Raw genomic sequence first — 13,443 nt, forward strand, 5'->3', positions numbered from 1 at the left:
CTAAAATAAGTCATTTTCTTGCTATTTTGCCCTATTTTTGCCCTTAAAATTAGTTAATACAAAATTCTCTTTATAAATAACTTAATATAATTTAATCTAAAATTAATACTTAAAATTTAGTTATAATACTAAAATTCAGAGAGGATTATATTAGGTAAGCCATTACTTCGTCTAAATCTAAAAATAAAAATATTTTTTTAAACATGGAGATTGGTGATTTATTTAATATTTCGGTGTGTAATGTAAAAAAGAGTTAATTTGGAATAGATATTAACAATTAGGATTATTTATTCTTATAATGCAGTGCAGCAATAGCAGCCTGCCCTAAAGATACAGAACCATCTCCGGCACATGTATTTTTATGTTGGATAAAATTATATCCATTTTCTGTAACAACATCTTTTATGGTTTTGCTTATGGTCTCATTGTAAAATACACCACCAGTTCCACCAATTATGTTTACACCCGTTTTATCTGCTACTTTTATGCCTAATTTTGCAAGGCCTTCAGCAACAGCCCTTTGTGCAGAACATGCAATATTTTTTACAGGTATTCCGTTCTCTTTATTTTCTAAAACTGAAAGAAGTATTTTAGATGTGTTAAGTACATACATTCCGTTATGTTTTTTAATTTCAACAGGAATTTCACAGGTATCTGCACCATAATAAGCTACAGATTCAAGTTTCATAGCACATTCTCCTTCATATGTTCTTTCACCACAAATTCCCAGTGCAGAAGAGAGTGCATCAAGAATACGCCCTGTGCTTGTTGTTTTCTGGATATTGAAGCCGCGTTCAAGCTGCTTTAATATGAGGTCTATTTCCTTTTCGCCGTGCTTGAAGTAAGTAACATACTCGTTTTTCATGAGCTTTTTAAGTTCTTCATCATCATAAAACTCACGTAACATGGATATAACCATTCTTATAGGATATTTGGTAGTTAAATCTCCACCTGCCATGTTTTGAGGCATTAAACTTCCTAAACGATTGTAATTTTCGCCTGTAACATGCAGTATCTCACCACCCCATGCAGATCCGTCATCTCCATAACCTACACCGTCTGCAGCGATACATATCAGTTCATCAATTCCATGGTCTACAAACAACGCCCCTGCATGCGCATGGTGGTGCTGGACGCCGAAAACATCACATTCAAACTTTTCACTCAGTTCATGTGCAAGTTTGGTTGTAAAAAACATTGGATGAAGGTCACATGCTACAGCATCTATTTTTTCAGCCCTTGTTATGTCTATCATGTAATCTATAGCTTCCTGAAGATATTTGTAAGTTTCATACTTGGTTGTATTGCCGATATGCTGTGATACGTAGCATTTTTTATCTTTAAGAAGAGCAAAAGTTACATCTAGTTCAGGTCCAAGTGCAAGAATGTTTATATCCTTAGCTATATTCGAGAAATCGTATGGTTCGGGCACATATCCTCTAGAACGCCTTATAAAAGCTAAATCTCCAGCTCTAAATCTAATAACCGAATCATCACACCTGTTAATTATTTTTCTATCATGGAGGAGGCAGTAATCTGCAATTTCTCCTATTTTATTTACAATTTCCTCATTATCTATGAGCATTGGTTCTCCAGGTATATTGGCCGATGTCATAATATAAGCTGGTTCACTGGTTTCCTGAAAGAGTAAATGTTGTAGTCCAGAATAAGGAAGCATTACTCCAAGATTATGGAGTTGGGGAGCGACAGAAGGAGCTAAATAATAGTCATTGTTCTTGTTAAGCACAACTATGGGTCTCCTTCTTGATATAATGGCTTTTTCTTCAAAATCTCTTACCTCTGCAAATGTCTTTATGGTTTCAATATCTGGTGACATGCATGCAAATGGTTGATTCATCCTTCCAAGCCGTTTTCTTAAAGTGACAACAGGATCATCATCGGTTGTCTTTGCAACAAGATGAGTTCCACCTATTCCTTTTATAGCGAGTATATTCCCTTCATCTATGAGTTTTGCAGCTTCTTTTATTGGATCTTCTATGTCTAAAATTTCATCTTTGTAGAGGAAAACAGAAGGCCCGCATGTGGGACAGCAGGTTGCCTCAGCGTGGTAACGGCGGTCCAGCGGATCTCTATATTCAACCATGCACTCATTACACAGGGGAAACTCATCCATGGATGTCCGCACGCGGTCATAAGGAATTGATTTTATAACTGTAAAGCGAGGTCCACAATCAGTACATGCGGTAAATGGATATTTATACCTGCTATTTCCTTGAGTAAGTGTTTCTTCCAGGCATTTATCACATATTGCAACATCTGGAGGAATTACAGAAGACCCTGAAAAGTTGGCAGAACTTTCAAGGATCATAAAATTATCAAATTCTGGCCTTTCATAAGAACTTAACCATTCTATTTCTAAATAAGTTATTTTAGATATTGGAGGTTTATTCTGCTTTAAATTCTTTGCGAAATTTTTTATTTCTTCTTTTTTTCCTTCTAGGATAATTTCTACACTGTTTCCAAGATTTCTAACATATCCATTAAGTTTCATTTTATCTGCTATTCTGTAAACTGTTGGCCTAAATCCAACGCCCTGAACGATCCCCTGAACTAAAATCCTGGCTTTTTCCATTTTGTATTCCTCTAGAATATGTTTAACTGCATGAGCTACTATTTTAATCAGATTAAATAAAATAAGTTATACGTTTAATAAGATTAATTTATACTTCGATCTTTATATAGTGAAGTGGACAATATTTAGTGATACCATGAAAGAAATACTTCAAAAACTCATAGATGGAAAAATTTCACTTCAGGAAGCGGAAAAACAGCTTAAAACAATGCAAATCGAAGAAATAGGAGATTTTGCGAAGTTGGATACTGGTAGAGAGGCAAGAACGGGGATTCCTGAGGCAATTTTTGCAGAAAGTAAAGAAGATGAAGATCTTATAAAAATCATACTTAAAGGTGCAGATAACGGCAGGTTAATGGTAACGAAGCTTGAAATGGAAAGATATGATTTAATAAAGCCTCAAATTAGCGTCCTTGAGGATAAAGGCTTTAAATTTGAATACAACAAACGGGCCAAGATTTTACTCATTAAAAACCATGAAATCGAAAAAGAGGGCAAGATTGGAGTTATCACCGCTGGAACGTCTGATATTCCAGTTGCAGAGGAAGCGAGGATAACTGCTGAAGAAGTGGGTTGTGAAGTTTTAACGTCCTATGATGTGGGTGTTGCAGGAATTCACAGGCTTTTTGCACATATTAATGAAATGATTGGGGCAGAGGTCAAAGCACTCGTAGTGGTTGCAGGAATGGAAGGAGCATTGCCGTCTGTTGTTGCTGGACTAGTTGATGTGCCTGTTATCGGTGTTCCGACATCAGTGGGTTATGGTGTTGGTGAAGGAGGATTTACGGCTCTTTTTGCAATGCTCCAGTCATGTGCTCCTGGAATTGCAGTTGTAAATATTGATAATGGATTTGGCGCAGGGGTAGTCGCTGCTAAAATTGCAAAGCAGTCTTAAAATTCTTTTATGAAGGTAGATATTTTACCATTTTTTGAAATTATACCATTAGAGTAGTTAGTATACAAAAGTACAGTATGTATCTTTTTTGGCCGTACTTAATTTAAATATAAGTTAGTCTAAGTAGTACAGTATAATCAATTGAGTTCGAGGTTGAAGGAAAAACAAGTTTTTCCTGAACCCCAAAAAATAGAAAATTTTTTGGAGGTGAAAACCATGCTAGTAGAATTTGATTTACCACACTGGTGCTGCGGCCCTAAAGGATGCCAGCTAGAAATAGAATACGGCGAAATGATAGACGCAGAAGATGCACACTAGATAGGACAGAATAATAAATTTAGAATAATTTAAATTTAATCAACTCATTTTTCATTTTTATCTTTTATACTCGAAAATTCATGTTCGAGTTTGGCTGCTGTTTTAATAGATGAAAACTTGACAAAATTTAAGAAATAAAAACAATAAAATAATACTGAAAATGAATTTTTAATGTTTATCCTACTAAATTGTTTTAATATTAGCTAAAGGTGATTTTATGGATGTTTTTGAAGCTGTAAGTAAAAGGCGTAGTATTAGAAAGTATAAAGACACTGAAGTTGAAGACGAAAAACTTCAGGATATTCTTGAAGTAGCTAGAATTTCTCCATCCGCTTCTAACCGCCAGGAATGGAAATTTATAGTTGTTAAAAATCAAGAAACAAGAGAAAAACTTGTAGAAGCCGCACACGGCCAGCAGTTTGTTGCTGAAGCTCCAGTTACAATTGTAGCATGTTCAACAGAATCAGAAAGGGTAATGCCCTGTGGACAGCATGCTTATACTGTAGACCTTTCAATTGCAGTATCATTTATGATTCTGGAAGCTACCGAACTTGGTCTTGGAACATGCTGGCTTGGAGCATTTGATGAAGAAAAAGTCAGGAATATTTTAGAGATCCCTGAAAGAATAAGGGTTCCTGCAATGTTTACTATAGGGTATGCAGATGAAAGTCCTCATTCAAGGCCGAGAAAACATCTGGATGAGATTGTAAGCAGTGAAAAATACGTCACTCCTTAAAATCTTTCATTTTTAAATTTATTTTTTGTATTTAAAAATTATATATGGAACTATTTTTGAAAATTCGCTATTTGTGATGTTAATCCACATAAAAAATTGTTTTTCTTAATTATAAATTAATTCCATTAAAATACCTTAACCTTTTATTCCCGAAGAGATAATAATTTTATTGCAGTAATATATTATTTGTAAATATTATGTTTAGTAGGGGAATGGCATGCGAAAGGTAGTAAAAGGTAGTTTTCTTAATTTATTTGGCAATGTTCTATTTAGAATAGGTGGCTATCTTTATAGGGTATTAATACAGTATTTATTAGGCGTTACAGGCTATGGTATTGTAAGTCTTGTCCTTCCTCTGCAAAATGTTTTGATATTAGTTGCTGCTGCAGGTATTCCTCCTGCTGTGGCAAAATACGTGGCTGAATATCACGCTAAAAATGATACTTATATGGTTAAACAGGTTATCAAAACTTCTGCAAAAATCATGGTTGTAATGAGCATTACTGCTACTTTACTTATTTTTTTCCTTGCAGAGCCATTAGCTCCATTTTTGCACTGGCAACCTAGTATTATAATTCTTTTCCAGATAATCGGATTTATAACACCTTTCAGCATAATTTTGGGATTGGTAAGGGGTGTATTTCAGGGTTATCAGGATATGGCTAATCTTCTTTTAACCAGGGCGTTTGAACAGATTTTCACGATAATATTGACTGTAAGTTTAATCTTGTTGGGTTTTTATGTGTTAGGGGCTGTTATTGGTACTATAATAGGATTTGCTATAGCTGCGGTTCTTTCGCTGCTACTTTTTAGGCAAAAAATATGGAAAAACCTCAAGGATGCAAAAAAAAGTTTAGGGCATATTAATGAATATGGGCTGGCTAAAAAGCTTTTGATATTTTCATTACCTGTTACTGTAGTTGGATTGGCTGAACTGGCATTATTTGATACTGGGACTTATATTATCAACATATTTTTGAATGAAACCTATGTTGGTTATTACAATATTGTCAGCCCTGTTTCGAGAATTCCACTTATAATTTCTTCATCCATTGCAGTGGCTATACTTCCTGCAGCTTCAGAAGCTTTAAGCCTTAAAAATAACCATATAATTCAAAAATACGTAATATATTCTTACAGGTACCTGATTCTGGTTCTTCTTCCTCTCTGTGCACTTGTTATGCTTTTTTCTCAGCCGATACTTGCAATTATATTTCCAAGGGCTCCGCTCGCTTATCTTGTTGCAGGAAATGCACTCACTATTTTAATAGCTGCAATGGCATTTTTTTCTATTTATATAGTGTCATCAAGTATTTCCCAGGGATTGGGAAAACCCTATCTGCCGATGTATTTTTTAATTTTTGGAAGTATTGTAAACCTGATTTTAACATGGCTGCTTGTCCCTTTATATGATTTAACTGGTGCAGCAGCAGCTACAGCAGTAGCCACATTTATAATCATGATGTTTTCAGTATGGAAAGTTCTTGAGATAAGTAATACTCAACTGCCCTACATCAATCTGGTTAAAATAGTATTTGCATCAGTTTTAATGGGTATAATAATTGGATTAATTCCTAAAACAGTTATAGGGCTATTAGTGGCGCTTTTAGTCTTTTCATTTATCTACTTATCTATTCTGGCATTTATAGGCGCTTTAGAAAAAAGAGATTTAAACCTTTTAAATAAAATTGGGCGCAGGCTAGGCCCATTATCTGGAACAGTTATGAAAATGAATAGATTTCTGGAAAGATTTGTTAAATAGGACTGAATTTTTTATTTTTTCCCATATGGACAAACATAAATGCATAATCCGCAGACAGCCCAATTAGCATCTTCATCTGCGTTATAAAGATATTCCTCACATTTTCTGGCATCATACCTTTCTTCTCGAGGCTCATTTTCTCTAAATGCTTCTCCTGTAAAAGCAGACACTGGACATATCTCCACGCATTCGTTGCATTCCCCACATTTTACTTCCATGGGTTCTCCAGTTATAGTAAGGGGCGCATCTGTGAGCACAGTTGCCCAGCGGACTCTGGGACCTGCTTCTGGAGTTACGAGCAAACAACTTTTGCCAATCCAGCCGAGCCCTGCTAGATTTGCAGCTAATTTATGTGAAAAGACAGCACATATTCTTTTATCGTCAAAGCGTTCTGATGCAGGTACTGGAAGTGCTTTGTGTCCTTCCTGCTGTATAATACTCCCTAATTTTGATGTTAAAAGGTCAAGACGCAGATTTGTGATGTCATAAGCGTGGCGGTAATTAACTGCCACAGCACGGTTATCTCGATTAGGTAGTTCATCAACAATGGTTTGAGGCAGTCTAATACCTATAGAAATTGCTTTAGGATATTGGGCGCATATTTCGCCGCCTTGATCTGCAACTGCTTCTTTTGCACGTGACAGGTCTGCAACACCAAAGAAATCAGCACCTTCATGTTCTGCTGTAATTCTAATTTTATAATCAAGCTGCATAGTTTTCCCTCGTTATTTATTGGACTGCTCCAAAATTATATGTTTTGGAAAGAATTTGTAGCGGCTGTAAAATACAAGCGTATTTTCATTACCTGCTGCAACCATGATTCTTTTAGTTTCTACGCCGTTTTGATCCATCCAGTCAAGCGAACGTTTCATAAGAGCATCTCCAATACCTGAAGATCTGTATTTTTTGTCTAAATATAGTGAATCAACTTCCCCTATTTTTTCATCTGAAATGGAACTTATACAGTATCCAATATACTGTTCAGTCGCTTCATTGTAGGCAGCATCTATTCTTAAAATCCCTTTTTCAGATTTCTCTAGTAAATCTTCTCTTCTTTCTTGAAATGTAAACTCAGCGTACCTTTCTGGAAAATAGGGGGATAGATCTCTGTGATGATCCCTTAATTTTTCCCATAAAGCTTTGATCAAATCTATGCGGTCTTCGTCGAGTTCCATATAACTTATATCCATATTATACCTCTTACAAGTTTAATGTAGAAAATGTATAATTTGTAGTATTAATCCAGATAGTTAGTGTATTGTGCACTAATTTAAGTTACGTTCACTTATTTAATTTTAGAAACTTAAATTCCTAAATAATGGGGACATACAGTCCTGCAAAGGTTGCATTTCTTTAAATTAAATCCCCGTTCTGTTATGAAATTTGACAGTTCTCTGCACAACTTTTGATCTACAGTTGTTCTGTCCAGCGCTTTTTGAGGACATGAATCTATACAAAGGCTACATTTCTCTCGACAACCTTCATAATTAGCAATAGGATCACTTTCAAGCTGAATATCTACTAAAATTGCTCCAATTTGTATCATATTGCCGTATTTTTCATTTATAAGCAGGGTATTTTTACCCATGACTCCTAACCCTGCAAAATATCCTGCATGTCGCAGTGATAAAATACCCCTTGCATATTGTTTATCAGCTTCCCAGTATTCGGAAGGATCATCAGAAGGGATATGGACAGCATTTATCCCTAAATCTTCTAAAACCAGACAAAATCCTAAGCCTAAATTATCAACAAGTTGAATAATTACATTATTGGCATGTGTATATGGGATGCAGTTTTCAGCATATATAGATCCATGGGGGACCCTTTTTGCAAAGACTATCACTGATTTACAATCAGGATATATGTCTAAAGGGTGGTGACCTTTAGGGGCATTATTAAACTTATCGGGGCTTGTTATTCCGCAAAGATCTGCCCCAATATCCTTTGCTATCTCTTTAATTTTCATTGATTTATCTGAAATTTCCATGTTTTTGTCAAATTTTCCTTTTACTGTATTTGACATTTTTGCACCAATTCAATTAAATTGTTTATATTCATTTAAAGAGTTTTCAAATATTTTTAGCCCTTCTTCCACCTCTTCTTTTGTTATAGTTAAAGCTGGAAATATTCGGACTATGTTTCCATGTGTGACATTTAATATAAGTCCTTTATCAAGACATTTTGAATTTAGGGAAGATGTAACATTCTCATCTAATATTTCTATGGCAATTAATAATCCTTTCCCTCGCACATCTTTTATTATATCTGGATGTTCTTTTTGCATTTCATTCAGTTTTTTAAATGTGAATTTACTTATGTCATCAACGTTTTCCCAGATTTTGTTGTCAAGCATGTACTTGATGACGGAATATGCAACTGCACAGCCAAGCGGGTTTCCGCAGTATGTTCCACCATGGTCCCCTATGTTAAGTTTATCGTGTACTTCTTCTGTAACTGCAAATGCTCCAAAAGGGAACCCTCCAGCGATACCTTTTGCCATGGTCAGGATATCAATCTTAACATCATCTGAGGCAAACAAAGATCCTGTCCTGTAAAATCCTGTCTGAATTTCATCTGCTATTAAAAGGACATTATTTCTTGTGCATAAATCCGATAATTTTTTAAGATAGTCTGGATCTGGAACATTAACCCCACCTTCACCCTGTATAGGTTCAACTATTACTGCAGCGACATCATTGTCTATAACTTTTTCAATAGCAGGGATATCGTTGTACGGGACAAAAATGTGGTTTGGAATCAGCGGATTAAACCTTCCCCTGTGGCTGTCCTGTCCTGTTGCGGATACTGTACTTATGGTCCGCCCGTGAAAGCTGTTTACTGTAGATATAATATTTAATTTTCCAGTTGCTTTCCTTGCAAGCTTAATTGCAGCATCATTTGCTTCTGCTCCGCTGTTTGCAAAAAATATGCGGGTCAAATTTCCAGGTAAGATCTCATGCATTAATGATACAAGTTTAGACCTTGCTGGTGAGTATGTTGCTCCTGAATTTGGGTTTTGTATAATTTTCTGCCCCTGCTCTAGAAGGGTGTCTATAATAACAGGATTTGCATGCCCTATACTTGTTACTCCCCATCCTGCAGTGAGATCTATATATTTTTTACCTTCTTCATCGTAAGCGTACACTCCTTTACCATTTTCTATTGATATTTTTGTTTTATTTGCAAAAGAAGCGTAATGAGTGTCTTCAATTTGAAATGTATCTAAAATTTTATCCATAATAAGTCCTCAAGGCTTTTTTTAATCAATATGTATTTATAAAAAAGTTATGTTATTGATTTGGTTTGTCAGCTTTTAAGCATCATCTTCTACATTTCCAGTATATGTAGCATAAAAACCATCAGTATCTGCATAAATAGCTTTAAAACCAAATTTTTCTGCTTTTTTCATGGTTTTTTTAATATAATCCCTTCCCCAAGCTGTTACAGCGTCGGCACATTCTCCACTGTACCATCTGAACCTTGCAAAACCGTAAAGGCCGTACATGGAATTTGCAAGGGTTTTAAGCGCCTGCTGCTGAACATTCAATATCTTTTTCTCCATGGGGTCATCTGTTTTTTTCATAAGGTCCTTTATCTTTGCCCTTTCTTTCAGTAAATTCCCAATTACAGATGGTACAAAACCAATAGGTTCTTTCCTGAATTTATGAGGTACTTCCGGTGCGGTATGAAATTCTTCAGCCTCTTCATTTTTTACCAGAGTATCTGGAGAGATGTTTTTAGAAATGATTATGCTTGGATACAGACTCTTGAAATCAAATGAAAGGATATTTTCATGAAGGCCTTTTACAGGTTCTTTAACGTAACCTCCTACGTATTTAAAACCTCTTCGTCTTGAATATTCCGATTGAGATGGTTTATTGGGTATAACTTCGCCATATTCGTATGCTTTTCGTGTAAGAAGCCATTCTACCATTTGTCCAGATGCCATCCTTGTTATATCAAAAAAGGGCTGCCCTACAATTCTAGTAAGCTCTCTATTTATGGGCAGCATTTTATCTCCTACTTTATAGGCCGCTATAGCGTCATCCATGGAATATGCAAACAGTTCTTCCAGTTTTTCACCATTTGAATCCCAGTATTTCCAGATTTCATCTCCTTCCACATCTTCCTTGTCTTCCCCAAAGAGTTCTTTATACACCCTTTCTAAGGTATAACGGTCAAGTGTCAGGTGGCGCCTCATAATTGGGTAAAGGTCAATATGCAGTCTGCCGCGGACTACGGCTGCTGATGTAAACCCACGCCTTAAAAATTTAATTCCAGAACCGTCCATTCCTATAGTCATGGGAACGCCTAATTTTTTTGCCCTATCATTGATATATGGAAAATCAAAGTTATCCGAGTTGTATCCTAAAATTAGGTCTGGACACTCTGTATTTACAATCTCAACGAAACGTTTTATCATCTCTTTTTCACTTTCAAGGGTTTCAACATAATCAAAGGAGGAACTTTTAGTTGAAAGCACGCTTTCAAGCCCAAAGTTGCTTGCAAGACTTATCATGATTATTTCGTCTTTATCTGCACTGGGCATCCCTTTTGGATTTCTAACTTCAATATCAAAACTCATGACTTTTAAATCAGGGATTCCACCATCTACTGGTTCAGGTTTTCCTTCCATGTTAAAGATACATAAATTCTCATCAGTTGATGATATTCCTGGTCCAGATTTCTGTGTTTTGGTTTTCCCGCTTACAACAATCTCTCCCATTGGGAAGAGGGCATTGTCAATTAGATATCTTCTGTAAAAAGGAATATCGTGTTCCCTGATCTCTTTCACTTCACTTAGATTCCATATTTTATCCCTAAGCTTGGGAACATCTTGAGGATGGAACAGAATAACTTCCAGCATTTCTTTTTCTTGAGTAATGTCTTTTTTTTGAACAATCCTGATTTCATCCACGTCAAGTGTGTTAATCTGTTTGATACAGTCTTCAATATTGCCCATGGGGATTACATAGATGTAAGGCCTGAAATGTCTGTCCAGGGCAATTATAGATCTTTCTTTATTATCCCCACGTTCTTTTCCGAAGAGTCTGACCACCGGGCGGCTGTTTTCTGTTACATAATCGATGTCTAAGAGGATGAATCGTTTAGTTTCCATAATTTTGTATATATACTATAAATATTATTAAAGTTATGCAGAAAAATCTAAGGTTTATTTTATTAAACGTTCACTGACATGTTATGAATTATACTATCATGTTAACTTGTAAAACAGGAATTATCTTAAAAACATGTATTTTCAAAAACACATGAAATTACATTATCTACACAACTCCAGAATGTTAAATAAGTAAGATGTCAGCTGTATTTAATACAATAATTATTAGTTAAGGTGCAGTATGACGTTTTAAAGGCTATTTTATAAAAATAAGTAAATTTAATAATTTAAAAAATGAAAAAGAGTTGATTTGCAGCGTTTAATTAGGGTGCTTTACCTTTTGAACAGAAGTATCCTCCGGGTTCGCCTTCATTTAATCTGTTTTCTTTCCAGACATCGCAGGTACCGCATTGACACATGTTTTTTGGATCAAGATCTGGGCATGTTGCTGTACCTGTTGCGCAGTAAGCTTCAGGTACATGCTCTGGATGAGATGTTATCTCTTTTTCTTTGGCTACTGTTGTTTCTGGTGGATAATCCATGGTTTTCTCTAAATTATCTAATTTGTCCATTGCACAACTGCTTTGAGCTTGTACTGGACATTCTGGACACTTACATTTTCCAATTGTAGCCATATTAAACTCTATATTGGTCATATTTCAACCCCCATTTTTATTAATAGGATCAGATAATAAACATGGGATTATTAAACGTATTTGATGTTAAAATTGAGTTAGTTTATAGAAGGGTGCCATTTTAATAATTTAAAATTACTTGAGTTAAGTGTTCCTAATCTATGGAAATTTTAAGACTGCATAGTCCAATTAATTATTTAGCTTTTCCATTTTGACAGAAATAACCTGCAGGCTCTCCTTCATCTAATTTGTATTCTTTCCATACCTCACATTTAGGGCACTGACATGCTCCTTCCGGATTAAAATCATCACATTCAGTTTTTCCAGACACACAATACATTCCTGGAACATCTTCTGGATTGGGACTGCCACTTATGCTCTGTAATTTATCCAGCTTTTCATATGCACATTTACTTACAGCCTGCACGGAACAGCAGGGGCACTGGCACTTTTCTATATTTTCATTATTAAATTCAATATTGGCCATAATTTCAACTCCTGATTTACCGTGTATTATATAAGGTGTTCATACGTAATAAATTACAAGTATTAACCCATATTCCTAATTGAAAAAATATCAGACGTAAAATATTTCAAATAGCCCTGAAAGATTAAATGGGTATTGATAATTAAGTTTAAGTATTAAAAGATTATAATAGTGTCACTTAGATTCATTTAAATCTGAATGTATTAAAAGGAGCATAAAATGAAGTTTGTAAAACTTGATACTAACAAACATGATTTGAATAAAGTTTCTGAGCTAATTTACGAGACCGAATTGACAATATTTAAGCAGTTACTTGGGAAAGATGAAAAGGATGCCACCGAGAATATAAAAAATCTTGTAGAATTGGGGAATAACTATTTTGGCCATGAGAATATCCATGTGGTTATTGATGGGAATGAAGACATGATGGGAATACTGGTTTCATTTAGTGGTAAAGAAACAAGCTTTTGGAATGACTTTAAGGTATATTTTAAAGTGTTAACATTTTATAACTTTTTGAAGTGTGCAGTAAAGGGAACTTTAATAAATAAGTCCCTTACAGCAAGTCTTGGTAAAGATGATTATTATTTAAGCAACATTGCAGTCGATCCTCAGTATAGGGGTCAGGGAATTGGAACGTATATCTTGAAAAATGCAGTTAAAACTGCAGAAGAGAATGGCTGCAGGCGTGTACTTCTTGACGTGACATTTAAGAATAAAGGCGCAAAGAGATTGTATGAACGATTTGGATTTAAAGTTTACAGTAAAAATACTCCTAAACTGTTTAAAGGCCATGGAACTTTAAGTATGGAATATTTACTCCATTAATATTTATTTTATTATTTTTTTGATTTTTAAAGGCAGTATCCCTTATTTTAGACGTGCAGATACTTCA

The 13,443-nt window shown here is 35.1% G+C and carries 12 protein-coding genes; 4 read left to right on the forward strand and 8 right to left on the reverse strand.

All coding sequences use genetic code 11. From position 1 onward, the window contains the following. Positions 1–283: 283 nt before the first annotated feature. Positions 284–2,593: a carbamoyltransferase HypF gene (gene hypF, locus AAGU07_RS10205; RefSeq protein WP_342458982.1), complete on the reverse strand. Its 2,310-nt coding sequence runs from the start codon at positions 2,591–2,593 to the stop codon at positions 284–286. A 136-nt stretch (positions 2,594–2,729) separates the two neighbouring features. Between hypF and larB the strand changes: the two genes are divergently transcribed. The 3 genes from larB (at position 2,730) to AAGU07_RS10220 (ending at position 6,304) form a co-directional block, all read left to right on the forward strand. Then, a complete protein-coding gene (gene larB / locus AAGU07_RS10210) occupies positions 2,730–3,488 on the forward strand; it encodes a nickel pincer cofactor biosynthesis protein LarB (RefSeq protein WP_342458983.1) in 759 nt (252 codons plus the stop codon). A gap of 535 nt (positions 3,489–4,023) precedes the next feature. After that, positions 4,024–4,542, forward strand: coding sequence for a nitroreductase family protein (locus AAGU07_RS10215; RefSeq protein ID WP_342458984.1), 519 nt, complete (start codon positions 4,024–4,026; stop codon positions 4,540–4,542). Positions 4,543–4,759: 217 nt separating this feature from the next. After that, positions 4,760–6,304 (forward strand): oligosaccharide flippase family protein, encoded by a 1,545-nt coding sequence (locus tag AAGU07_RS10220; protein WP_342458985.1) that lies wholly within the window; start codon positions 4,760–4,762, stop codon positions 6,302–6,304. Between the two features lie 11 nt (positions 6,305–6,315). On the opposite strand, the gene AAGU07_RS10225 is transcribed toward AAGU07_RS10220, so the two are convergent. The 7 genes from AAGU07_RS10225 to AAGU07_RS10255 form a co-directional block, all read right to left on the reverse strand. Next, positions 6,316–7,017 carry a 4Fe-4S double cluster binding domain-containing protein gene (locus AAGU07_RS10225; RefSeq protein WP_342458986.1) on the reverse strand — a complete coding sequence of 234 codons (702 nt, stop codon included), beginning with the start codon at positions 7,015–7,017 and terminating at the stop codon, positions 6,316–6,318. Positions 7,018–7,029: 12 nt separating this feature from the next. Further along, positions 7,030–7,494, reverse strand: a complete 465-nt coding sequence (locus AAGU07_RS10230; RefSeq protein ID WP_342458987.1) for a GNAT family N-acetyltransferase — start codon at positions 7,492–7,494, stop codon at positions 7,030–7,032. A 113-nt stretch (positions 7,495–7,607) separates the two neighbouring features. Continuing rightward, positions 7,608–8,330 (reverse strand): epoxyqueuosine reductase, encoded by a 723-nt coding sequence (locus tag AAGU07_RS10235; protein ID WP_342458988.1) that lies wholly within the window; start codon positions 8,328–8,330, stop codon positions 7,608–7,610. A 12-nt stretch (positions 8,331–8,342) separates the two neighbouring features. Next, the gene (locus AAGU07_RS10240) at positions 8,343–9,545 is read right to left on the reverse strand and encodes an aspartate aminotransferase family protein (RefSeq protein WP_342458989.1); all 1,203 of its coding nucleotides are present in this window, start codon (positions 9,543–9,545) and stop codon (positions 8,343–8,345) included. A gap of 75 nt (positions 9,546–9,620) precedes the next feature. After that, positions 9,621–11,426 carry a DNA-directed DNA polymerase gene (locus AAGU07_RS10245; RefSeq protein WP_342458990.1) on the reverse strand — a complete coding sequence of 602 codons (1,806 nt, stop codon included), beginning with the start codon at positions 11,424–11,426 and terminating at the stop codon, positions 9,621–9,623. 323 nt (positions 11,427–11,749) lie between these two features. Beyond that, positions 11,750–12,082 carry a DUF2769 domain-containing protein gene (locus AAGU07_RS10250; RefSeq protein ID WP_342458991.1) on the reverse strand — a complete coding sequence of 111 codons (333 nt, stop codon included), beginning with the start codon at positions 12,080–12,082 and terminating at the stop codon, positions 11,750–11,752. 172 nt (positions 12,083–12,254) lie between these two features. Further along, the gene (locus tag AAGU07_RS10255) at positions 12,255–12,548 is read right to left on the reverse strand and encodes a DUF2769 domain-containing protein (RefSeq protein ID WP_069584289.1); all 294 of its coding nucleotides are present in this window, start codon (positions 12,546–12,548) and stop codon (positions 12,255–12,257) included. A gap of 219 nt (positions 12,549–12,767) precedes the next feature. Between AAGU07_RS10255 and AAGU07_RS10260 the strand changes: the two genes are divergently transcribed. Beyond that, positions 12,768–13,376, forward strand: a complete 609-nt coding sequence (locus AAGU07_RS10260; protein WP_342458992.1) for a GNAT family N-acetyltransferase — start codon at positions 12,768–12,770, stop codon at positions 13,374–13,376. Positions 13,377–13,443: the final 67 nt, after the last annotated feature.

It is taken from the genome of Methanobacterium sp. (assembly GCF_038562635.1).
Taxonomy (GTDB): Archaea; Methanobacteriota; Methanobacteria; order Methanobacteriales; family Methanobacteriaceae; genus Methanobacterium_D.